The 22,708-nt window shown below is 59.9% G+C and carries 17 protein-coding genes, 1 tRNA gene and 7 pseudogenes; 4 read left to right on the forward strand and 21 right to left on the reverse strand.

Annotated features, from left to right (window positions below):
- Positions 1–21: 21 nt before the first annotated feature.
- From P6U16_RS01500 to P6U16_RS01510, 3 genes are all read right to left on the reverse strand, one after another.
- A tRNA-Leu gene (locus tag P6U16_RS01500) sits at positions 22–106 on the reverse strand.
- Positions 107–297: 191 nt separating this feature from the next.
- Positions 298–888: a GDYXXLXY domain-containing protein gene (locus P6U16_RS01505; protein WP_277702356.1), complete on the reverse strand. Its 591-nt coding sequence runs from the start codon at positions 886–888 to the stop codon at positions 298–300.
- 1 nt (position 889) lies between these two features.
- A complete protein-coding gene (locus P6U16_RS01510; RefSeq protein ID WP_277702357.1) occupies positions 890–1,996 on the reverse strand; it encodes a DUF2157 domain-containing protein in 1,107 nt (368 codons plus the stop codon).
- A 958-nt stretch (positions 1,997–2,954) separates the two neighbouring features.
- Between P6U16_RS01510 and P6U16_RS01515 the strand changes: the two genes are divergently transcribed.
- The 3 genes from P6U16_RS01515 (at position 2,955) to trmFO (ending at position 5,234) form a co-directional block, all read left to right on the forward strand.
- Positions 2,955–3,098 carry a DUF1127 domain-containing protein gene (locus tag P6U16_RS01515; protein ID WP_071835771.1) on the forward strand — a complete coding sequence of 48 codons (144 nt, stop codon included), beginning with the start codon at positions 2,955–2,957 and terminating at the stop codon, positions 3,096–3,098.
- 457 nt (positions 3,099–3,555) lie between these two features.
- Entirely contained in the window at positions 3,556–3,684 is a 129-nt protein-coding gene (locus P6U16_RS01520; protein WP_277703966.1) for a DUF1127 domain-containing protein, read from the forward strand.
- 134 nt (positions 3,685–3,818) lie between these two features.
- Positions 3,819–5,234, forward strand: a complete 1,416-nt coding sequence (gene trmFO / locus P6U16_RS01525; RefSeq protein ID WP_277702358.1) for a methylenetetrahydrofolate--tRNA-(uracil(54)-C(5))-methyltransferase (FADH(2)-oxidizing) TrmFO — start codon at positions 3,819–3,821, stop codon at positions 5,232–5,234.
- On the opposite strand, the gene P6U16_RS01530 is transcribed toward trmFO, so the two are convergent.
- The 5 genes and pseudogenes from P6U16_RS01530 to yajC all read right to left on the reverse strand — a co-directional run bounded on the left by P6U16_RS01530 (position 5,231) and on the right by yajC (position 10,121).
- On the reverse strand, positions 5,231–5,671 hold the full coding sequence (locus P6U16_RS01530; RefSeq protein WP_277702359.1) for a hypothetical protein: 441 nt from the start codon (positions 5,669–5,671) through the stop codon (positions 5,231–5,233). The two genes, trmFO and P6U16_RS01530, sit on opposite strands and share 4 nt — an antisense overlap.
- Positions 5,672–5,798: 127 nt before the next feature.
- A pseudogene (locus P6U16_RS01535) lies at positions 5,799–6,651 on the reverse strand (phytoene/squalene synthase family protein).
- Positions 6,652–6,684: 33 nt separating this feature from the next.
- Positions 6,685–7,071 carry an Mth938-like domain-containing protein gene (locus P6U16_RS01540; protein ID WP_277702360.1) on the reverse strand — a complete coding sequence of 129 codons (387 nt, stop codon included), beginning with the start codon at positions 7,069–7,071 and terminating at the stop codon, positions 6,685–6,687.
- Between the two features lies 1 nt (position 7,072).
- A pseudogene (gene secDF, locus P6U16_RS01545) lies at positions 7,073–9,602 on the reverse strand (protein translocase subunit SecDF).
- 183 nt (positions 9,603–9,785) lie between these two features.
- The gene (gene yajC, locus P6U16_RS01550; protein ID WP_277702361.1) at positions 9,786–10,121 is read right to left on the reverse strand and encodes a preprotein translocase subunit YajC; all 336 of its coding nucleotides are present in this window, start codon (positions 10,119–10,121) and stop codon (positions 9,786–9,788) included.
- Positions 10,122–10,366: 245 nt separating this feature from the next.
- Here yajC and P6U16_RS01555 point away from each other — a divergent pair, with 245 nt between their 5' ends.
- The gene (locus P6U16_RS01555) at positions 10,367–11,239 is read left to right on the forward strand and encodes an ATP-binding protein (RefSeq protein ID WP_277702362.1); all 873 of its coding nucleotides are present in this window, start codon (positions 10,367–10,369) and stop codon (positions 11,237–11,239) included.
- A gap of 57 nt (positions 11,240–11,296) precedes the next feature.
- On the opposite strand, the gene P6U16_RS01560 is transcribed toward P6U16_RS01555, so the two are convergent.
- From P6U16_RS01560 to nagZ, 13 genes and pseudogenes are all read right to left on the reverse strand, one after another.
- Complete coding sequence (locus tag P6U16_RS01560; protein WP_277702363.1) at positions 11,297–12,853, reverse strand: LysM peptidoglycan-binding domain-containing M23 family metallopeptidase; 1,557 nt, start codon at positions 12,851–12,853, stop codon at positions 11,297–11,299.
- 186 nt (positions 12,854–13,039) lie between these two features.
- The gene (locus tag P6U16_RS01565) at positions 13,040–13,696 is read right to left on the reverse strand and encodes a biotin biosynthesis protein BioC (RefSeq protein ID WP_277702364.1); all 657 of its coding nucleotides are present in this window, start codon (positions 13,694–13,696) and stop codon (positions 13,040–13,042) included.
- A 335-nt stretch (positions 13,697–14,031) separates the two neighbouring features.
- A complete protein-coding gene (locus P6U16_RS01570) occupies positions 14,032–14,685 on the reverse strand; it encodes a protein-L-isoaspartate(D-aspartate) O-methyltransferase (RefSeq protein ID WP_277702365.1) in 654 nt (217 codons plus the stop codon).
- On the reverse strand, positions 14,682–15,452 hold the full coding sequence (surE, locus tag P6U16_RS01575; RefSeq protein WP_277703967.1) for a 5'/3'-nucleotidase SurE: 771 nt from the start codon (positions 15,450–15,452) through the stop codon (positions 14,682–14,684). The genes P6U16_RS01570 and surE overlap by 4 nt, the downstream gene beginning before the upstream one ends.
- A gap of 25 nt (positions 15,453–15,477) precedes the next feature.
- A pseudogene (gene serS / locus P6U16_RS28255) lies at positions 15,478–16,083 on the reverse strand (serine--tRNA ligase); the annotation flags it as partial.
- 156 nt (positions 16,084–16,239) lie between these two features.
- Positions 16,240–16,898: pseudogene (locus P6U16_RS28260) on the reverse strand (serine--tRNA ligase); the annotation flags it as partial.
- A 93-nt stretch (positions 16,899–16,991) separates the two neighbouring features.
- Positions 16,992–17,809 (reverse strand): annotated as a pseudogene (tatC, locus tag P6U16_RS01585) (twin-arginine translocase subunit TatC).
- Between the two features lie 22 nt (positions 17,810–17,831).
- Positions 17,832–18,467 (reverse strand): Sec-independent protein translocase protein TatB, encoded by a 636-nt coding sequence (gene tatB, locus P6U16_RS01590; RefSeq protein ID WP_277702366.1) that lies wholly within the window; start codon positions 18,465–18,467, stop codon positions 17,832–17,834.
- Positions 18,468–18,539: 72 nt separating this feature from the next.
- A complete protein-coding gene (locus P6U16_RS01595) occupies positions 18,540–18,746 on the reverse strand; it encodes a twin-arginine translocase TatA/TatE family subunit (RefSeq protein ID WP_060638243.1) in 207 nt (68 codons plus the stop codon).
- Between the two features lie 41 nt (positions 18,747–18,787).
- Positions 18,788–19,890: pseudogene (locus P6U16_RS01600) on the reverse strand (ABC transporter ATP-binding protein).
- A 66-nt stretch (positions 19,891–19,956) separates the two neighbouring features.
- Positions 19,957–20,694 carry an SMC-Scp complex subunit ScpB gene (scpB, locus tag P6U16_RS01605; protein ID WP_277702367.1) on the reverse strand — a complete coding sequence of 246 codons (738 nt, stop codon included), beginning with the start codon at positions 20,692–20,694 and terminating at the stop codon, positions 19,957–19,959.
- Positions 20,687–21,505, reverse strand: a complete 819-nt coding sequence (locus P6U16_RS01610; RefSeq protein ID WP_277703968.1) for a ScpA family protein — start codon at positions 21,503–21,505, stop codon at positions 20,687–20,689. Before P6U16_RS01610 ends, scpB begins: the two co-directional genes overlap by 8 nt.
- Before the next feature lie 80 nt (positions 21,506–21,585).
- Positions 21,586–22,582 (reverse strand): annotated as a pseudogene (gene nagZ, locus P6U16_RS01615) (beta-N-acetylhexosaminidase).
- Between the last annotated feature and the right edge of the window lie 126 nt (positions 22,583–22,708).

Below are 22,708 nucleotides of genomic sequence, written 5' to 3' on the forward strand. Positions count from 1 at the left end.
GTCCTCGGCATCCCTTTATTCTGGTGCGGGTAGAGAGACTTGAACTCCCACGCCTTGCGGCACCAGAACCTAAATCTGGCGTGTCTACCAATTTCACCATACCCGCGTTCAGAACACCGAACCGCCTGATCTCTACATATCCGTAGCCCGTCGCGGCAACAAAGCGCCAGCAAATAGCCACGCACAGGGTCAAAGGCGTTCCCGAGCGCGGCGTCTCTATATCACCCGTTTTCCACGGATCAAAGGAAAAATGCGGAAACAGTGCATGCTGTCGCCCGATGATGTCACAGAAGCGTATTAATAGAGCGGCTCCTCATAGAGCGGCTTCCCATCGACGGCGATCAGGCGGATCTGCATGGTCCCCTTATCATCAACGCTGGCCGTAACAGACAGGGCACTGGCATTGCGGGCCTCTTCCAAAACCAGCCCCTCGCCTTCCGGCACATAATAGCGCTCGATGCCGTATTCGACGCTGATCGCCGCTTGCGGTGCGTCCGGCGTCGGATAGTAGAAGAAGGGCTGCGTGCGGGCGATCACCGATCCGTCTTTTGCCGTCAGATCGGCAAACGAGGCTTCCGACACAGTCCAGAAACCGTCCGCCTGCTTTTCCAGCCGGACCGACATCTGCGCATCCGTGGATTCCTTCGGAAAGCCGCCGGTTACCTTGTCGGCAGCAATGGTCGAGATGTCATAGGCCAGAATCACATAATCGCCGCGCAGCAGATCGCGTGGATCGACGGGAACGGTTTTCAGGACGACATCGGTTCCGTTGCGCAGGATCGAGGCGCGGCTTTCAATCATGTAACCAAGGAAAGCCGTCTGCAGCAGGGCGACGAGAATCGCGGCAAAAAGCGGGCGGATCAGCGGCGTGCGGGACAACGACAGCATCTTAGATCCCCTCTGCAACAGGCTTGGCCGATAGGCGTTTTTCCAGGCGGATGACGATCCAGGCAATCAAGGCCACGACGACACCGGAGATAAGGAAAAAGCCGGATGTTCCGAGAATGGAGCCAAGCGTTTCCGAGGCGAGATAGAGCGTTTCCCCGGCAAAGACGGCATAACCGAGATAACGCACCGCGCCATTCATGCGCCCGGCAATGCCGATGCCGGCCAGCGATACGGCGAGCGTCACGGCGCCGATCGCAATATCCGCACCGAGGCCATCGACCTCGATATGCAAGGCAGCCAATCCGATGAACGCAAGCAGGAAAGAATAGAAAGACGGGGCTGCGCCTGCCTCGCGCGCCAGCCTGTAGAGCGGCGAGATCGGCAGGCTTGCAGCCAGGAAACAAACGAGACCGACGATAAAGAATATCACCGCGAGCCACTGCTCAGAAATCTCGATGTAAAGCCAGGCGAGCCAGCCCAGCATCAACAGATAGGCCAGGTGCCGCGCCCGATTGGCGCCCGTGTACCAGACCAGTGCGATCACGATGACGCAGAACAAGGGAACCAGATAGATGACGCCGTTGCCCTCGAACGTCGTTTCATTTTCCACGATCAGCACGCCGAAGACCGCCCAGGACAGGAACCCGGAGACGACCGTCAAAGCGCCGGAGCGAAAGGCAACCGTGGCGACGCATGCGGCGGCGAACCAGACGAGCATGGCATCCACAGAATCGCCCGACAGATGATACATTTGCCCGATCAGAGCGATCGCGCCGCCGAAGGTCATGGTGCCCATGACCAACAGAGCAGCCGCGATGCGATTCAGTCCGCGACCAAGGCAGAGTGCGGCCGAGAGATAGAAGATCCAGATCAGCGCGCCGATGCCGGCGACACGGGCGATCCGCGGCAGCGCTTCCCAATTGGCGGCCACCAGCAGCAGGATAGCCGCGGAAAGAAGGACGGCAGCAAGTGTCAGCAGCACGCGTCCGACGCTGAAACTGCTTTCCCGCGCGTCATATTCCGTCAGCATCGCCTCCGCTGCCGGCGCAGACACGAGGCCTTTCGATACCCAAAGCGCAAAATCCCGCTCGATCCGTCCGCGATACATTCCCGTCCCCCATATTCACGACAGACCTAAGCGAATCCCGGACGAAAATACAATGGGGCGGCCTGTACTGACGCTTCCGTCGTTCGGCGGCAGACCTTCAATCGTCGTTAACCAATCGTAAAGAGTTTCATGCGATTCTCAATGTAAGCGAACAGAGCACAACGACGGATACGGTCATGCGACCGGCGCAGGACTTCCATGATGAGAAGCCACTGCAACTACCCAAATCCTGATCCTATATTCAGACCGAGACATAACGGGCGCCTATAGAACGAGGCCCCTTGGAAAGCGGCGCAGGCCAGCCGTACCTGACAAGAACAGACAAAGGCCCGGACAAATGTCCGTGATGGAATTCGGAGCGACGCACTCCTCCTCCCAGTGTCGCTCCGTTCTGATTGGCAACGCTCCTCCTCCCGGTTGCCAATCGTCTCAAATGACGCCCGCTGGATCTCCTCCCCAGCGGGCGTTATTCGTTCTGTCGGGCGGCATCACGAGGCCACCGGAATCGACTAGATTTTGAGCAATAATACCCGGCCGCCGCCGCCGCTATGCTTTGAATGCAACGGTGCTATTCCTCAATTGCGCTACACAGCCTGGCAGTCAGCACCTATCTTATGCTCAGACTTCGGGTCGGCGCACTCCTCCTCCCAAGCGCACCCGATGGGTCCGGCAACACTCCTCCTCCCGGTTGCCGATCAGAATAGCAACGCCCGATGGATTTCCTCCCCAGCGGGCGTTGTTTTTTGTCAGCCTCGGGCATGTGCGCACCGCGTAATCTCATGCAGCGCCTCATCGTTAAAAAAGATTTAGCAGAATCGGAAATAGCCCTGCATTCAGCGCATGGGTGCGATGCAGCATCGTCTCTGTTTTTTGCGGTCGATCGGCGTATATTCCCATCATCAGATGAAGGCCAGCCAAGACAAGTGCTGGCACATTGACCCTCGAAAGGATTGGGATCATGAACCTCGCTCGCTCGTTCAATAACTGGCGCAAGTATCGTCAGACCTGCAACGAACTCGGCCGCATGAGCGACCGCGAACTGAACGACCTCGGCATCGGCCGCGGCGACATTTCGCACGTTGCCCGCAAGGCCATTAAGTAAGACGATCGCGCAGCCGCCGGCATTTTCCGGCTCAGGTAGCGCTTGCATCAAACGCCCTCCGGACAATTCCGGCGGGCGTTTTTTTATGTCCGAAGTGGACGTTGGCAGGCCATCAAGCAGCGCTGAGTGCCTCAAATTTGCGCTTTCGGTCCCGGCGGTACGCTCAATAGCCGCGACCTTTCCGGCCAGTTCAATATTTTTCAAAAATCGACTTTAAAACAGCGACTTGCTGGACATCTCCGGACATTTTCAGGAAACGTTAACCTATGATGCCTTTTCGGGCAAAGGCCCGCGCTGCTCACCAAAGAAGCAACACATTGCACAAACGCATAGCAGATGCTTTTTCTTTGCACTCCATCTTTCCCCTTGGAAGGCGTACATAGATACCAACGCAGCAGACAAATGATTGTCACGCTCAATTGTTTCCCAAGGACAAAGACCATGAACCCGATTCTGTATCGCAAAAAGCTGGATCAACTATCGCCGCACCGTTGCCGAACTCGGCAACCTGTCCAACCACGCGCTCTCGGACATCGGCATCACCCGCTTCGACATCCGCAACATCGCTTCGCGCTCGTTCCGTTAATCGGTTCTTTAGCGCTCCCTAAAACGGCACCCTGGCGGTGCCGTTTTTGATTCTGGGCCGTTTTTGATTCTGGCTTGCGCAGCACCGATCGGAAGCGGTTCCCTTTGAACCGGCATTGCTCTAAGAAACGCCGCATGACCCAGACATCGACACACTCCCCCATCCATATCATCGGCGGCGGCCTTGCAGGCTCGGAAGCGGCCTGGCAGATCGCCAAGGCCGGAATCCCGGTGATCCTCCATGAAATGCGCGGCGTGCGCGGCACGGATGCGCACAAGACCGACGATCTTGCCGAACTGGTCTGCTCCAATTCCTTCCGCTCCGACGATGCCACCAGCAATGCCGTCGGCGTGCTGCACGCCGAGATGCGGCTTGCCGGTTCGCTGATCATGGCGTCGGCAGATGCAAACCAGGTCCCGGCCGGCGGTGCGCTTGCCGTCGACCGCGACGGATTTTCGCAAGCCGTGACGAAGGCGATCGCCGACAATCCGCTGATCACCGTCGTGCGCGAGGAAGTCCAGGGCTTGCCGCCGGCGGATTGGGACCAGGCGATCATCGCCACCGGCCCACTGACAGCGCCGGGACTTGCCGATGCCATCAGGGCCGAGACCGGTGCCGATGCACTGGCCTTCTTCGACGCCATCGCGCCAATCGTTCACACCGACAGCATCGACATGGATATCTGCTGGTTCCAGTCCCGCTATGACAAGGTTGGCCCCGGCGGCACGGGCAAGGACTATATCAACTGCCCGATGGACGAGGCCCAGTACAATGCCTTCGTCGATGCGCTTGTCAGTGGCGACAAGACCGGTTTCAAGGAATGGGAAGGCACGCCCTATTTCGACGGCTGCCTGCCGATCGAGGTGATGGCAGAACGCGGCCGCGAGACGCTTCGTCACGGGCCGATGAAGCCCATGGGGCTCACCAATGCGCACAATCCTGGTGTCAAGGCCTATGCCGTGGTGCAGCTGCGCCAGGACAATGCGCTCGGCACGCTCTATAATATGGTCGGCTTCCAGACCAAGCTGAAATACGGTGCGCAGGCCGAAGTGTTCCGGATGATTCCGGGTCTCCAGAACGCCGAGTTCGCCCGTCTTGGCGGCCTGCACCGCAACACCTACATCAATTCGCCGACACTGCTCGACCCGTCCTTGACGCTGAAATCGCGGCCCGGACTTCGCTTTGCCGGCCAGATCACCGGTTGCGAGGGATATGTCGAAAGCGCCAGCATCGGCCTGCTTGCCGGCCGCTTTGCCGCCGCCGAACGCAAGGGCGCAACGCCAAGCCTGCCGCCGGTGACGACGGCTTTCGGTGCGCTGCTCAACCATATCACCGGCGGTCATATCGTTTCCGACGACGAGCCGGGCAAACGCTCGTTCCAGCCGATGAACATCAATTTCGGACTGTTCCCGCTGCTGGAACCCGGCGCCATCGTCAAGCCGGAAGGCGTCAAACGTTTTCGCGGCAAGGACAAGACGATCGTGAAAAAGCAGATGGTCGCGGCCCGTGCGCTGGACGATTGCGCGGCCTGGCTGGCGGCGTCCGCTTAGCCGACCGGGGCTGCTGTGAATTCGGACTGCGGCTGAAAGCTGCCGAGCAGCCAGAGCGAGACTTCGGCCGCCTGCTGTGGCGTGCGGAATTCGTAGGTGGCGTCGAGATAATCGAAATCGATAAAATGAACGGCCAACCCACGGCCGCTCGGCGCGTTGCGCACGCGGACATTGCCCGCCTCGATCAGATGGCAGACATAGTGTGTCCCATGGGACAGCATGATGCCGGCCTTGCCGTCATGCAGGCGCACGAAGAAGGATTTCCCGTCCGCGGTTGCGTGGATTGCCCGGATGGCTTCATCGGGAAAGGCGCGGCCGAAATCGAGAATGGCAAGGCCGGCATCCGGCGCACTTTCCTCCTTGGCGGCACGGGCCGTCATCCGCATGTAGAAAATACCTGCGAGCAGCATGCACATGATGACGATCGGCCAGATCATGGCGCCGGATCCTTTCAATTTCAGTCCTATTATAACACTGCGGACCATAATGCGCGAAACTTGCGCCAGTTTGCCGCCGGAATGGAATATCAGCGTTTACAGAGCGCCAAAACGCCGCCAGCGACGTTTACCATCGACCGTTGCGTGACGCGCGCCACATCCACCATTGCCTGCGCCACTGCGCCGGCGCGAGTGGTTGGGTGAGGATATCGGCGCCTGCCCTTTCCGCCCTGTCGAAAATCGGCTCAGCAAGAGCAAGGGTCAGGAAAGCAGGTCGATCTCGGAACCGATATCGAGGCGGCCGCGGACCGCGCTTTGCCCAGATGCTCGCGGCCGAGACCGCTGAAAGCGCGTACTGACCGGTCTAGCGCCGCCGGGTCGCTGCCGGAAAGAAACGCGTCCCGGTCCAGCCCGGTGGCAGTCAGAAGATCGGCCGGCAGATAGACTTGGCCCCGCGATCGGTGCAACGGCAGGCGCAGCAGCAGTCCGGCGATCGTCTGCGCGACGCCGGCATGACCGGCAGCCTCCGCGGACCGCGGCGCCGTTGCCGGATCGAGCACGACGCAGGACAACTGCAAAAGCGCCGAGGCCGTTTCGCCGGCATAGCCCTCAAGCGAGGCGCGGCTTTCCATGGGGTCGTCGTAGAGGTCGAAGACGCGAGCATCGATCATGTCGAGCAGCACGGCGACCGGCAGATGGTAATCTGCGATCGCAGCGAGAAGTTCCTGCGCCAGCGGGTGACCTTCGCCGGTGCCACCGCTTTCGAGCACGTCGCGCCACCATTGCAGCCGGATTTCGCCGGGCAATGGTTCGCGCACCAAATCCCGAACGCGGGCGATCTCGGCATGGAAAGCGTAGAGTGCCGCCAGTGCCGGGCGCTTTTCCACCGGTGCCAGCAGGCAGGCAAGGTAGCGGTCCCGGTCGGTATCGCGCAAAGCGGCAAGGCTGTAGCCAGCAGAAGCTGCGCTCGTCGCCTTCAGGTCCTGAGATTTTTCGTCGGAGGATCGGGACATTCAGACAGCGATCAGAGCAGCGGCAACGGCGCGCGATTCGGCCAACATGATATTGAACGTGCGCACGGCGGCGCCCGTGCTCATGGGATCGGACGAGATGTTATGCGCCTTCAGCATGGCCTTCAGCGCTGCCGGCAAGGGCCGGATGTCTTTGCCGGTTCCCACCAGCAGGACTTCGATGTCGGCCGCATCCTTGATGACGCGCGCAAACAGGTCCGGATCGAGCGCATCGCCCTCCTTGATTTCCCAGCCATAGATGCCCGATGGCAGCATCAGCACCGAGCCGCGATGCGACATGTCGGCAAAGCGGAAACCGCCATTGCCATAGGCGTCCACCGGTGCCCGCCCTGGAAAATGGGCTTCGCGGAACTCTATCCCTTTTGGCATGTCACGCACCTCCGCGGGCAACGGCTGGGCCAGGTTGTCCGCCATCAGGAGCGCTGGGACGCAGCTTGAACAGGATGAGCAGTGGCCCGGCAACATAGATCGAGGAGAAGGTGCCGACTGCGACGCCAAACAGCATGGCGATGCTGAACGAGCGGATCAGCTCGCCACCGAAAAGGCACAGTGCCAGCAGCGCAAGCATCGTCGTTGCCCCGGTCAGGATCGTCCGCGACAGCGTCTGGTTGATCGCCGCATCGATGAGAATGGGCAAGGGCATGCGCGGATAGCGCTTCAGGTTTTCACGGATGCGGTCATAGACCACCACCGTGTCGTTCAGCGAGTAACCGACGACGGTCAAAAGGGCCGCGATGCTCGTGAGATTGAACTCCATGCCGGTCACCACGAAGAGACCGATGGTCAACAGAACGTCATGCAGCGTGGCAACGATTGCGCCGATGGCGAACTGCCATTCGAAACGGACCCAGATATAGACGAGAATGGCGAAAAGGAGGCAAGCACCCCGATCGTTGCCGCCCTAGTCAATTCGCCCGATACTGAAGGGCCGACGACTTCGACGCGCCGGAATTCATAGGCATCCTCCAGTTCCCCGCGAATGAGGATCACCGAGCTCTGCTCTGCATTTTCGCCACCATCGCGCGACGGTACACGGACAAGCACACCCTGCGGCCCGCCAACACTCTTGACCTCGACAGCCCCGAGATTGAGCCCGTTCAGACGCTCAGTGATATCGGCGATGTCCGCCTCGCCTTCGCGGGCCGAGAGTTCAAGCACCGAACCGCCGGCAAAATCGATGCCGAGATTCATGCCGAGGGTCGCAAAGAGCAGCGTGGACACGACAGACAGAGCCGCCAAACCCGAAAAGACGTAGTTGCGGATCGCCATGAACCGGAAATCGAGCCGATCGAACACACCGGTGCGGATTCCGTCGGGCAGATGCACCGGTTTGCGACGCCTGACCCACTCCGACAGGATCACCCGGGTCAGCGTAAAGGCGGTGAACAGGGTCGTCACGATACCAATGGCAAGCGTCACCGCGAACCCACGCACAGTACCGGTGCCCAGGTAAAGCAGGATCACCGCGGCGATCAGCGTCGTGATATTGGCATCGACGATGGCCGCGAAGGCACGCGAGAAACCGAACTGGATTGCCTCCGACAGAGGACGCCCGCTGCGAACCTCGTCACGAATGCGCTCATAGATCAAAACGTTGGAATCGACCGCCATGCCGATCGTCAGGATGATGCCGGCAACACCCGGCAGCGTCAGCGTCAGCCCGGTTGCCGAAAGCACGGCAACAATCATCACGACATTGAGGATGACCGCCAGATTGGCGACGAGGCCGAAGAAGCCGTAAAAGCCGAACATGAAAACCAGCACAAGCAGCGCGCCGATGGTGCCGGCGGTCAGGGCCGCGCTGATCGAATCGCTTCCAAGCCCCGTTCCGATCGTCCGCTCCTCGACAACAGTCAAAGCAACAGGAAGCGCACCGGAGTGAAGGAGAAGGGCCAGATCATTAGCCCCCTCGGCGCTGAAATTGCCTGAGACCTGAACAGCGCCGCCGGTGATAGCCGTACGGATCAAGGGTGTCGAGATCACCTGTCCGTCGAGCAGGATGGCAAGCGTTGTGCCGGCGTTCTGAGCCGTCACCTGCGCGAGGCGTTCCGCCCCGTCGGTATCCAGCGTGACATCGACGACCGATGCGTTTTCGGCGCCGAGCGTCGCCTTTGCAGCGGTGATGTCCCGGCTCGAGATGATCGGCTGTCTGCGCACGAGATAGCCGATCGGCGGATCATCGGCGGAATAGACGACCTGCGACGCCGCCGGCGGCATGCCGTTGACAGCGTCCTCAACGCTCATCGACATGTCGATCGTGTGAAACGACAGATCACCGGCCTGGCTGAGAATATCCTTGAGCCGCTGCGGGTCCTGCAGCCCCGGGATCTGGACAACGATCCGATCGGCGCCCTGCCGTCGGACAACGGCGCGGGAAATGCCCATTTCGGCCAGACGGCGCTGTAGAACGGGGATCACAGTGCCAACCGTTTCAGACAGACGATAAGCCAGCCCTGCTTCGGTCAAGGTCAGCCGGATAAGGCCACCACCGGCGGGCGCCAGCGTGGCCTCAATGGTCTTGCTGTCGGTGCCGAGCGGTGCTGCCAGCGGCAAGAGTGCCTGCGTCGCAGCATCCACCGAGGCACTGTCACGAACACGGACATCAATGACGGAACCCGTTCCGGAAAGGCCGGTATAGGCAATGCCAGCGCTCCTAAGCCGACTGCCGACCTCGGATACCAGTGCCGAAAGCCGTATTTGTGAAACATCCTCCGGCTCCGCTTTAAGCATCAGCTGCGAGCCCCCTGAAGATCAAGGCCAAGCACGACCTGCTTCTTCGGCAGCCAGTCCGGAAGCCCGGCCAGGACCCTCTCCGAAACCACATTGGGTAGCGCTACGATCAGGCTGAGCAGGACGACCAGCCAGACGATGATGGTTTTCGAACGGGACAAATTGGGCATGAAGCTCTCGGCGTTTTCTTATTCAAAGTCGATCGGACAACGCCGATCGGCAGACCGCCAACCGACTATAGCGCCGCGTGCCCGTCCGGACGCATGAACGACGCTATAGCACTTTGAATTGCCGCACAATTTCTCCTGAAGCGCCGATGGCGTCAGAAGCTGTTCGAGCAAACGGCGATGCCGCTATTCCTTGACGGGTTCGCCCTTGACGCGCACTTCCGATACGCCGCCACGCAGAACGCGGATTTTCACGCCTTCGGCGATTTCGACTTCGAGCTCGCTGTCGTCGACCACCTTCGTGACCTTGCCGACGATACCGCCACCGGTAACGACTTGGTCACCGCGACGGATGTTCTTCAGCAGTTCTTCGCGGCGCTTCATGTTGGCGCGCTGCGGGCGGATGATCAGGAAGTACATTACGACGAAGATCAGCAGGAACGGCAGGATCGACATGAGAATGTCTGCAGTGCCGCCACCGGCGACGGGAGCCGTTTGCGCAAAGGCCTCGGTAATGAACATTGATCACTCCTTGAATAGTTTATCGACGGGCGGCGCCCGTGTTTCGGATCGCCGGAATATAAGAATAGCTGCCGCGATTGCAACAACACGTGCATCCGGATCGGTTCCTCTGCCTCTTACACCAAATCTCCCGCCATAGAAGTCTTTTCTACCCGCTTGCCGGCCTTTTCCCTTGAGAACGTCCATGCTACCGCACAGGAAGAAACGCCCGAAAGATCAGTCGCCGCACGCCCAGGAACAGCACCATGCAGGAAAGCAAGATCGACCTTCTCATTGCGGAAATGCAGAAGCTGTCCGCTGCCATCGAGCGGATCGCCGGCCCTGCCCCGGCGGTCAACGACTGGAATGCCGCCGAATGCTTCGTCTGGGCCCCTGTTCGGCAGCACCTTCAGCCCGTTGCGCGCCCAAACCGGGTCGAACTCGACCTGATCCGCAGCGTCGATCATGTCCGCGACATCCTGTTCGACAACACACTGCGTTTTGCGAAGGGCTTTCCGGCCAACAATGTGCTTTTGTGGGGTGCGCGCGGCATGGGCAAGTCTTCCCTGGTCAAGGCCGTGCACGCCCGCATCATTCATGATAGCGGCGTTGCGATGAAACTCGTGGAAGTCCACCGCGAGGATATTGCGACGCTGCCGGTGCTGATGGACATCCTGAAATCGGCGCCGGTCCCGGTCGTCGTCTTCTGCGATGATCTTTCCTTCGATCATGACGACACGTCCTACAAGTCTCTGAAGGCGGTGCTGGATGGCGGCATCGAGGGCCGACCGGCCAATGTGTTACTCTATGCCACCTCCAACCGCCGGCACCTCCTCCCGCGTGACATGATGGAAAACGAGCAATCCACCGCCATCAATCCGTCGGAGGCCGTCGAGGAGAAAGTCTCGCTGTCCGACCGGTTTGGGCTCTGGCTCGGGTTCTACAAATGCAGCCAGTCGGATTATCTTTCGATGATCGACAGCTATGCCGCCCATTTCGAACTGGAAACGGACACGGCCAGACTGCATGCCGAGGCGCTGGAGTGGGCCACGACCCGCGGCGCGCGATCCGGCCGCGTCGCCTGGCAGTTCATCCAGGATCTGGCCGGTCGAAAGCAGAAGCATATCGATACCTTGTAAACGCAAAGAGCCCCGAAATCGGGGCTCTCTATGCTTTTCGAACCGGATGCAAGCGTCCTATTCGAGGAATGTCGCCGGATTGACCGCGGTGGCGTTCTTGCGCACTTCAAAGTGGACCTGCGGCTGCGCTGCCGTACCGCTCATGCCGGATGCAGCAAGGGTCTGGCCACGCTGGATCTTCTGGCCACGCTGGACCTTCAGTTCCGATGCATTGCCGTAGACGGTAACCGTGCCGTCGTCATGGCGAACGAGAACCGCGTTGCCGAGTTCCTTCAGGCTGCTGCCGGAGTAGATGACCACGCCGTTTTCAGCGGCCTTGATCGGCGTGCCCTCGGGAACCGAGATATTGATACCATCGTTGCGATTGCCTTCGACATTGGCGCCGTAGCCCGCAATGACCGCACCGCGTACCGGCCAGCGATATTTGCTGATCCCGGTCGCCTTGGGTGATTCTTCCGTGACATCTCCCTTCGAGGCAACTTCCGTTACCGTCTCCTTGGCAACCGGCGGCTTGTACTCCGCAGGCTGGTTTTCCGCCGTCTTGTCGACCTTGGTCTGGACTTTCTTGGTCGGCACGGACGCCGTTACCACTTGGTCAGGGGTAGAGGTAGCGGCGCCGGGGATCTTCAACTGCTGACCGATGCGGATCGCGGCCGTCGTCAAACCATTGGCGCGCTTCAGATCCTCGACAGGAACCTTGTTCGCCTTGGCAATTCGGTTGAGCGAATCGCCGGCCTTGACGGTGTAGGTTCCGTCCTTGCCGCCACCCTCACCCGGTGTGCCGAGCTTGCCGGACGCAATATCGGTCTTGTTATTACCCTTTTCGCGAGACTGCGACTGTCCGGGCAGGATCGCCACATCGCGATCGTCGGACTGGCCGGGTGTATTTTTCTTCTTGTCGACATCGAGCGCAGCCGTGTCAGTCGCTGCAGCCTTCGCCGCACTCCCGCCAACACCGTAGGTCGGGATCAGGATCCGCTGGCCGGGCTCAGCATCGGACGACGACTTCATTCCATTGGCTTTCAGGATTTCCTTCTCCGGAACCCCGAAGCGCTTCGACAGCGTGGCCACCGTGTCGCCCTGACGCATCAGCACGGCCGGCGCATTTGCCGTGGACCAGCCGCCCTTGTTGCTGCCGGTCGTCACCGGGTCCGGCATGGTTTTCTGCGCGGCTTTCGTGGCATCACGCGTCGTTGGGAAAGCCTGATCCAACGGCTTTTCCTCAGCCCTCGCGGTCGACGTCGCCAGAGCGACCCGCTGCACGTTCATCGGCGTCGAGGCCGCACGGGCCCTCGAAACCGGTGTCGAGGCGGTGTTGAGATTGTCATAGGTCGGATCGACCTGCGTGTCCGGGAATGGCTGGTTCAGCGCCTGATCCCGCGAGCCATCGGCCTCTGCCGGCACGACTGCCATCTGGCTACCCTGCACGTCTCCTGCCGGGATCGGAATATTGTTTGACGGGATCGAATTGGTCGTTATGCCGTCGGACTTGGAGAAAAGCCCTCCAAAGCGCGTCGCATCAGAACTGCAACCCGTTGCAGCGCTGGCCAGCAGAACCGCCGCAAAGAGACGGACAGCTGATTTTCCTACACTCGGCGATACTCTAAGACGCATGACGCTAAACCTACTTGGAACGCAACTCACTGTAGGTCGATTAAAACGCATTAGAGTTACCGCGCGGTTAAAACCGGGCAGGCAGGTTATATTTTGTCAGAAATTGATAACCATGATCAGCGCAACAAAGATTCATAGTGAGGACTTCATTATGCCGGCAAACCGGTTGTAGCCGATCAAAAAGCTTCAAAAGTTTTCCTGATAAAATCTATCGATCTCGGAAATCTCGGCACGGACCTGCGAAACATCCTCGTAGCTGATATTGCCGGTATCCCACCCGAACATGTCGCCGGACACCCCGAAAACCGCCACTTCTGCTTGCGGCACTTCGGTATCGGCCTTGTTATCGTCCAGAAGTGCACTCACCAGCGTCTGGAACGGCAGCGCATTGTCCGTGCCGGTTTCATCGCTATACTCCTGTGATCGCAGCCCGGCGAGCGCAACGTCTCGAGTTCCGAAATAGCGCAGGCTGTTCTGGTCTTCCGGCCTCAGCGTATCGTAATATTCGATGAAAGCGCGGTAGTAGGCCTTGTGGTCGCCGGTCTCGCTGTATTTCCCGAACGCCTGATACTCGCGCGCGGCAAGCTGGGGCGAAAGCTTGTTGCCCCACTCATCCTGGGTAAGAGATGGCTGCTTCTCCTGCACGCGGCGTGTCTTGCTCAGAAACAGCAGCGCTTCTGCAGAAAGCGACACACGCATGGCAGGATCGTAACCACCGATATAGGAGGATTGCGGATTTCTGTCTTCCGGATTGCCAGAAGAGCCCTGCACCACCGCCCGTCCGGCAAGATTGCTCAAGCTGTCGCCGGTGGCCGCTCCAGTCAGTCTGCTTGCGATCTGCATTTGCCGTCTCCGCCACACCGTGGCCTAGATTGGGAGCTGACAATGGAGGTTCAAATCGAGGGCCAGCTCTATGTATGACTTATTCGCCATACTTCGCTTATGCCCCGAGGCTTGCGCGAGGCTGACCAGCATTAACAGAAAATTAACCTTTTGATTTTGCGGCGATATTGCAGCAATCACATAAGAAGCTGTCGAAATTTCATGCTGCGACGCAGCAAGATTCACCCAAAGGAATCATATTGCGTGGACGAACGTCCAAAAATAGTGGCCTGAAGTCGACGACGTTCGCAGGGATGACACAGCGAACTTTGGCGATCAGGTTAACCGCCACCTCGTTATAGAAACGATGCGACCTGCGGCACGATCGGTAGGTACGGTGCCGTGAACAGGTCTTCCCGGTCGAACCTGCTTCCTGTGCGCGTAAGACGGACGATGCGGCATTCCGTTTCACTCATCATGATGGGAACGATGAGAATGCCGCCTGATACGAGATGATCGGAAAAGATGCGTGGCAGGCTGTTGAAGGCCGTTGTCACCAGGATACGGTCGAATGTCCCCTCGCCCGCCAGTCCGGCGCTACCGTCCGCCTGACGCACGATGACATTGCGGATGCCGGACTTTTCCAGATTCTTCTGCGCATTGGTGACAAGCGTCTTGTAGCGATCGATCGTCATCACGCGCTCGGCGATGCGTCCCATCACGGCGGCGGTAAAGCCGCTGCCGGTGCCGATTTCGAGGATGCGCTGTCCGGGCTTGATGTTGAGGCAATGCAGGAGACGAACGGCGAAGTCGAACCCCTCCATGAAGGCGCCGCACTCGAGCGGAATGAGGCGCTGCGAATAGGCTTCTTTCTCATAGGGCGCCGGCGCAAACAGGGTGCGCGGCGTCAGTTCAACTGCGTTCAGCAGTTCCTTGCTGGCTATGCCCTCGGCCCGCAGGCGCAGGACGAGCGCAGCAAAGCCTTCCTGCTCGATCAGGCGCGCGTTCAATCGGCCGCTCCGTCCAGAAGCGCACGGGCCACCCGGTCCTGCACCGCATAGTCTGTCAGGTCGAGCTTCAGAGGAGTGACCGAAATCTTGTGTTCGCGAATGGCATGGATGTCGGTCCCGGCCCGGAAATCGCCGAAGCGCTCGCCGAAACGCAGCCAGAAATAGGGATTGCCGCGACCATCGGCGCGCTCGTCGATGGTCAGCCCGAAATCGAGCTTGCCCTGCGACGTCACCTCTGTCCCGGTCACGGCACCCGGCGCGCAATTCGGGAAATTGAGGTTGAGGAAGGTACCATCGGGCAGATCGAGCGTCATCAACCGGGTCAGAAGCTTTGGCGCATGGGTTTCCACGACATCCCATGGAACCGGGTTGCCCGATGCGTGGCTGAAGGCTTGGCTGAGTGCGAAGGAGCGTATGCCCTGCAACGTACCTTCGATGGCGCCCGCGATCGTACCGGAATACGTAACGTCGTCGGCCATATTGGCGCCGACATTGACGCCGGAGAGGATCAGGTCCGGCTTCACGTCCAACACCTTGCGCACCGCCATGATGACGCAATCGGTCGGCGTGCCGCGCAGGGCAAAATGCTTCTCCGAAATCTGCCGCAGACGCAGCGGTTCCGACAGCGTCAGCGAATGGGCAAGGCCGCTCTGGTCGGTTTCCGGCGCCACCACCCAGACATCGTCCGACAGCGTCCGGGCGATCCGCTCCAGAACGGCAAGGCCCTCGGCATGGATGCCATCATCATTGGTCAGTAGAATCCGCATCATACCCCCTGCCGGCAAGCAGGCTTCAGCCGGCCTTCTCGATTTTCGTCAGTCCACCCATATAGGGCAGCAGCACTTCCGGAACGGTGATCGAGCCATCCTCGTTCAAATAATTCTCGATGACGGCAATCAGCGCCCGACCGACGGCCGTGCCCGAACCATTCAGCGTGTGAACGAATTTCAGGTTCTTGTCGTCCCTGACACGGTAGCGCGCATTCATGCGCCGGCCTTGGAAATCACCGCAGACCGAGCAGGATGAAATTTCGCGGAAACTGTCCTGCCCCGGCAGCCAGACCTCGAGATCATAGGTCTTGCGCGCGCCAAAACCCATGTCGCCGGTGCAGAGCGTCATAACGCGGTAGTGCAGACCGAGGCGCTTCAGCACTTCCTCGGCGCAAGCCGTCATACGTTCATGTTCGTTGATCGAATTTTCGGCATCGGTGATCGAAACCAGTTCCACCTTGTTGAACTGGTGCTGGCGCAGCATGCCACGCGTGTCGCGGCCGGCCGAGCCCGCTTCCGACCGGAAGCAAGGGGTCAGCGCCGTGAACCGCAGCGGTAGCTTTTCCGCATCCAGAATCTGTTCCCGGACCATATTGGTCAGCGGAACTTCGGCCGTCGGGATCAGCCAATAGTCTTCCCGTGTCGGAGCGCGTTCATAAATGTCGGAGATAACAGCGTTCAACGCCTTTTCACCGGCGCGGATGGCTTCGATGTCCGATGGTGTCCCGAATTCCGCGATGACATTGTCCGTCTGCTTCTGACGACCGGTCATAGACGCTCCGATGAAAAGGTCTTCACCGAATTTCGGAAGCTGCCCTGTCCCGAACATGGCCTGATCCCGAACCAAAAGTGGCGGCTGGACTTCCGTGTATCCGTGCTCGCTTGTGTGCAAATCGAGCATGAACTGACCGAGTGCGCGCTCCAGTCGAGCCAACGGCCCTTTCAATATGGTAAAGCGGGAGCCTGAGATGCGGGCAGCCCCTTCAAAGTCCATCCAGCCGAGCGCCTCGCCAATCTCGAAATGCTCCTTCGGCTGATGGTTCCACCCGGGCTTCTGTCCGTGTGTGAGCTTGACGACATTGCCGCTTTCATCGCGACCGACCGGCACATCTTCGAGCGGAATGTTGGGAATGCGAGACAAGGCGTCGGCAAGGTCGGCATCGGCCTTGCGGCTGTCATCCTCCACCGAGGTCATGACATTCTTCAGCTCTGCGACTTCCGCCTTCAGGCTGTCGGCCAGCGCGCTATTCTTGGCGGCCATCGCGGCGCCGATCTCCTTGAGGCCGCGTTGCGGCGCGACTGCATATCCTGCAGCGACTGCACGAGCCCGCGGCGGCGCTCGTCCAGCGCGATCAGGGAAGCAGACAGCGGCTCAGCGCCACGCTTTGCAAGGGCGGCATCCAGTGCCTCGGCATTGTCGCGGATCCATCGGATATCAAGCATGTTCGTTCCAGCTTTTGTTCTAGGCCAGCTATTGTTTTATGCGGACTTCGTCTAGCGCGAGACCGTCCCGAAAGGCAGACGCATGCCAAACAATCAGCCGGCATTTTCCTTGGCATCAGCAGCTTCCCGGGCCAGCGTATCGCGAGCCCGCTGGCGCTCGATGAGTCGGGCCGTGTAGATTGAAATCTCGTAGAGAAGGATAGCCGGCAGGGCAAGACCGATCTGGGAGATCGGATCTGGCGGCGTCAGGATCGCGGCGGCCACAAACGCGATCACGATCGCATATTTCCGCTTTTCCTCAGCCCGTCCGAAGTCACGAAGCCAACCCGCGCCAGAAGCGTGGTGATGACAGGCAGCTGGAACACCAGACCGAAAGCGAAGATCAGCGACATGATCAGGCTCAGATATTCCGAGACTTTCGGCAGCAGCTGAATCGACACTTGCCCCTCGCCGCCGTCCTGCTGCATGGCAAGGAAGAACCACATGACCATCGGCGTGAAGAAGAAATAAACGAGGCAACCGCCCAGGATGAACAGCAGGGGCGACGCGATCAGGAACGGCAGGAAAGCCGCGCGCTCGTTCTTGTAGAGACCAGGCGCCACGAACTTGTAGACTTGCGAGGCAATAACCGGAAACGCGATGACCAGCGCACTGAACATCGCAACCTTCACCTGCGTGAAGAAGAATTCCTGCGGCGCAGTATAAATCAGTTCCACGGATTGATCAGCAAGGCCCGCCCATTCGACTGCCCATTTGAAGGGCTGAACGAGGACATTGAAGATACCCTTGGCGAAATAGAAACTGACGAGAAAGGCTACGAAAAATGCGCCAACCGCCCACATCAGGCGTGAGCGGAGTTCGATCAGATGCTCCATCAGCGGCTGGGGCTTGTCTTCGATTTCGCCGCTCATGCTTCACCCTTGCTTTTCGTCTTCACCGCCGCCTTGCGGGGCTTTGGCTTTTCCGGATCGGCGACCACGGCTGCGGTATTTTTGAGGCAGCTTTCGCTGTCTTCGCCGCCTTCACCGCGACAACCGGTTCGGTCGGCACGGTTGCAACGTCCGCTTTCGGCTTGGTTACGCGCTTGGGCTTTTCAACCTCTTTTTCGGCGGCGGCACGCTTCGACTGCCGCGTCGCGGAGGCGATCGCCGCCGCTGCAACGGTATCGATGGCCGGGGCCGTGTCGATAGCCGGTGTCGGTGCGACAACCTCGGTTGCGGTGTCCGAGGACGATTCCACCGCAGGCGTTGCGGGTTTCGCCGGCGTCACTGTCGCTTTTTGAAGATCGGCCTTGATGTCGTTACCCATCTGGCGAAGCGGGTTCATCGCTTCACGCAGGCTATGCGCCGGATTGAGCTTTTGCGCATCGCTGAGGGTCTTGCGGACATCGTCGAGGTCCGCCTCCTTGAGGGCTTCGTCAAATTGCTGGCGAAAATCCGAAGCCATGCCACGGAACTTCGTCATCATCTTGCCGAATGTGCGAAGCATGGGCGGAAGATCCTTGGGACCCACGACCACGATCAGAACGATGGCTATGACGACCAATTCGGTCCAGCCGATATCAAGCATGCTCAAAGCCCCAAAAATTCGAAGAGCGGCATGGCCGGCTCATGAAGACCCGGCCAACACCACGACGCATTATCAGCGGACTTCGTCGGACTTGTGCTCGACCGTCTTGCCATCCACGCCCTTTTCGGCAGCGGCGGCTTCGTCGTCGGTCATACCCTTCTTGAAGCTCTTGATACCCTTGGCAACGTCGCCCATCAGTTCCGGAATCTTGCCGCGACCAAACAGCAGCAGGACGACGACCAGAACAATCAGCCAATGCCAGATACTAAAGGAACCCATGTCCTAACTCCCTTGAAGCGTGTAACCCCGATTTAAGATGTTTATTCATCTTTTTCAAACAGCAATATATCCCGCTCGTTAACGGAAAGCGTCACGTCACGCAATCCGTGCGGCAGAAGATCGGCGCGGATGCGAGCCCGAACCGGCAGATCGCTGCCCGGAACCGCAAGACTGAGCAACTCCACCACGCCCAGAAACCGCCGTGCGACAATGCGCGCGGGCAGATCGCCGCCGGTTTCCGATACTTTGACCTGCGAAAGCCGAACTACAGCCGACAACGGCTGGCCATTCGCATAATTTCCGGCCGACACGGTGCCAAGCGGCGTTTCGACGCGCCCCTTTCCTGCAACCACTGCAAACTCGTTGATCTCCGAAAAGAACCCGGCAGCAAACAGACTGTGCGGCGTACGGTAGAGTGTGTCGGCAGTCCCGACCTGAACAAGGCGGCCGTCCTTCAGAAGCGCAATCCTGTCGGCCATGCGCATCGCCTCTTCCGCGTCATGCGTTACGACGATGGCCGTTGCACGGCTCTCGCGCAGGATCGCCAATGTATCGGCACGGATCGTATCCTTTAACCTTGAATCAAGGCCGGAAAACGGCTCGTCCATCAGCAGGACGGCCGGACGCGGCGCAAGCGCCCGTGCAAGAGCCACCCGCTGCTGCTCGCCACCGGACAGGACATGCGGATACTTGTCTGCATAATGCGACAGCCCGACGCGCTCTAGTGCGAGATCAGCCTCGGCCAAGGCCTGGTTTTTGGCAAAGCCGTAAGTCCGAAACGGACATTGTCCCTGATCGTCATATGCGGAAAGAGCGCAAAATCCTGGAACATGAGGCCGACGCCGCGCCGCTCCGGCGGCACGAAAACCGATGGTCCGGAGATTTCCCGGTCATTCAGCATCAGCCGGCCGGAGGTCTGCGCCTCGATACCGGCCGCGATCCGTAACAGCGTCGTCTTGCCGGAACCGGACGGTCCGAGAAGGCAGAGCACTTCGCCGGCCTCGGCTGTCAGCGTGATGCCGCGGATGGTCTGCTTTTCGTGATAGCAGTGATGAATGTCCTCGAACACAAGACGCGCCGCGAATGTCACGCCTGCGGTCCGCCGTGCCTTGGTCACCGGGGAACCTTGCAGATCAGAAGTCATGCCAGCGGCTATCCTTGAACACCGTCACCTGTCGAAAGCGCGCCCGATCAAACACGATGGCGGCGCTCAGGATTTCTCTTCGGCTTCTTCGCCCCTTGGTGTCAAGAGGCCAAGCTCTTCCAGATCCAGTTGGGTGATCGGATCCTCGTCATCGTCCAGCGCATCGTCTCCGAGCGGAATCGGGATCTGGAAATTCGACGGAACGCGGCCCGCAAGCAGACCGGCGCCTTTCAGTTCTTCCATGCCGGGAAGATCGCGGATTTCCTCCAGCCCGAAATGATCGAGGAAATCCCGCGTGGTGCCGATCGTGACCGGTCGGCCCGGGGTGCGACGGCGGCCGCGAAACCGCACCCAGCCGGCTTCCATCAAAACGTCGAGCGTACCGCGCGACGTCTGTACGCCGCGAATATCCTCGATTTCGGCGCGGGTGACCGGCTGGTGATAGGCGATGATCGACAGAACCTCCAGCGCGGCCCGCGACAGCTTCTTGACTTCGTTTTCATCCGTCTGCACGACAAAAGACAGATCGGCCGCCGTTCGGAAAGCCCAATGATCGTCCACCTGCACGAGATTGACGCCGCGCCCTGCATACAGCGCCTTCAACCGCTGCATGATTGGCTTGACGTCTGTGCCCTTGGGCAGGCGCTGCGCCAGATAGGTTTCGGATACCGGTTGCGCCGACGCAAACACCAGTGCTTCGGCAATGCGCTCGGCCTCAAGCGCAAGCCGCGCCTCCGCGTCGCTCTGCGGCTCGTCTGAAGCAGGCTCGCCGATCCCCGGCAGATCCTCCTGCGGCTCAGCCATGCGCCGCCTCGAGTTCCGCAAGCCGCTCGGGCGTCATGGGATTGGGGCCCTGGCGCAGATAAATTGGCGAGAAGGCTCCGTCCTGGCGCATCTCAAGCCTGCCTTCGCGGACCATTTCGAGCGATGCCGCAAACGAACTGGCAATGGCCGTCGCCCGCTCCTTGGGGCTTGTCATATAGCGCAAGAGAAAATGATCGAGTGCCGTCCAGTCGGTCATGTCTCCAAGCATTCGGGCGAGGATGAGACGCGCATCGGACAGGGACCACACGGTCCTCTTCTCGATAGTCACCTGCATGACCGCCTGCCGCTGCCGCAGCGATGCATAGGCGGAAAGAAGATCGTAGAGCGAAGCCTCGTAGCCCGAATGTTTCTCCACCGGAATATGCTCCGGAGCACCCCGCGCAAACACATCCCGGCCCAGCCGGTTGCGATTGATCAACCGTGTGGCGGCCTCCCGCATCGCTTCCAGACGTTTCAGGCGGAAGGCCAGCGACGACGCCATCTCTTCGCCAGATGGCCCCTCGTCCTTGGCCTGTTGCGGGATCAGCAGACGTGACTTCAGGAAGGCGAGCCACGCCGCCATGACGAGATAGTCGGCGGCAAGCTCGATGCGAATGCTGCGGGCGCGCTCGACAAAGGCAATATATTGTTCTGCAAGCGCCAGGACCGAAATGCGCGACAGATCGACCTTCTGCGTGCGCGCAAGATGCAGAAGCAGATCGAGCGGGCCTTCGAAACCGGCAATATCGATGACCAGGGCTTCTTCGTGCGAAGCGCGGTCGCTGCTTTCCTCCTGCCAGAGACGATCCATCGGCGCCTGGGCAGACGGCTTTTTCGGCATTTCATTGGCGCTATTCACGAAAGCCCTGCCCCGCTCTTCACTCTTGACACTCAGGAAATGGCCAGCATTCCACCAAACTCTTCACGCAATGCCATCTCATCAGACGTGTCCGGTGGCGTAAACGCTGCACGCGCTGCATTGGCACGGCGCAGCCGGTCGCCAGCCAGCACCGGGGCAACGCGTGCCACCGCCAGCATTTCCTCCATAATACCATGGCAATGCAACACCATATCGAGACCTGCGCCGATAATACCGCGTGCGCGGGTCTCTATGTCGCCCGCAAGTGCATTCATCGAAACGTCGTCCGACATCAGCAGACCGTCAAAGCCGATATAGTCACGGATGATGTCTCGCACGACTTTTTCGGAGGTTGTCGCGGGATTGGCCGGATCGATCGCCGAATAGACGACATGGGCGGACATGGCCATGATCTCGTCCTTCATGGCGACGAAAGGAATGAAGTCGCTTGCCTTCAGTGCATCCAGCGATACGTCCACGACAGGCAGGTTGTGGTGCGAGATCGGCAAAGGCGCGGCCGTGGCCCGGCATGTGTTTCATGATCGGCAGCATGCCGCCTGCTTTCAGGCCGTCGGCGGCAGCCTTGCCGATCGCCGCCACGGCTTGCGGATCATAACCATAGGCACGGTTGCCGATGACATCGTGGCTGCCTTCGACCGGGACATCGAGGACCGGAAGGCAATCGACGGTGATGCCGAACCGCATGAGATCAAAGGCATGCAGCCGCGACATCAGCCAGGCGGCGCGCAGGCCCTGCTGCGGATCGCGACGGAAGATCTCCCCGATCGCCGCACCATTCGGATAGCTTGCGACAAGCGGCGGACGGATACGCTGCACGCGGCCGCCTTCCTGATCGATCAGGACGGGCGCCGCAGGGTCACCAATGCTGTCGCGCAGCGACGCAACGAGATCGCTGATCTGCGCCGTCTCACCGATATTGCGGCCGAACAGGATAAAGCCCCAGGGACGTTCGCCCGCAAAGAATGCCTTTTCCTCGTCGGTGATCACGAGGCCCTTGCAGCCGGAGATAAATGCTTTTGATTCTGCTCATAGCCGAATCATAGAGCGTGCCGCCGCCAACGCGAATGGTTTGCTTCCAGCTTTTTCGGCTCATTCACAGCTATTGCGCACAGAAAAAGGCGCGAGCCGAAGCCG

The sequence above is a fragment of the Rhizobium sp. 32-5/1 genome (assembly GCF_029537235.1).
Taxonomy (GTDB): domain Bacteria; phylum Pseudomonadota; class Alphaproteobacteria; order Rhizobiales; family Rhizobiaceae; genus Pararhizobium.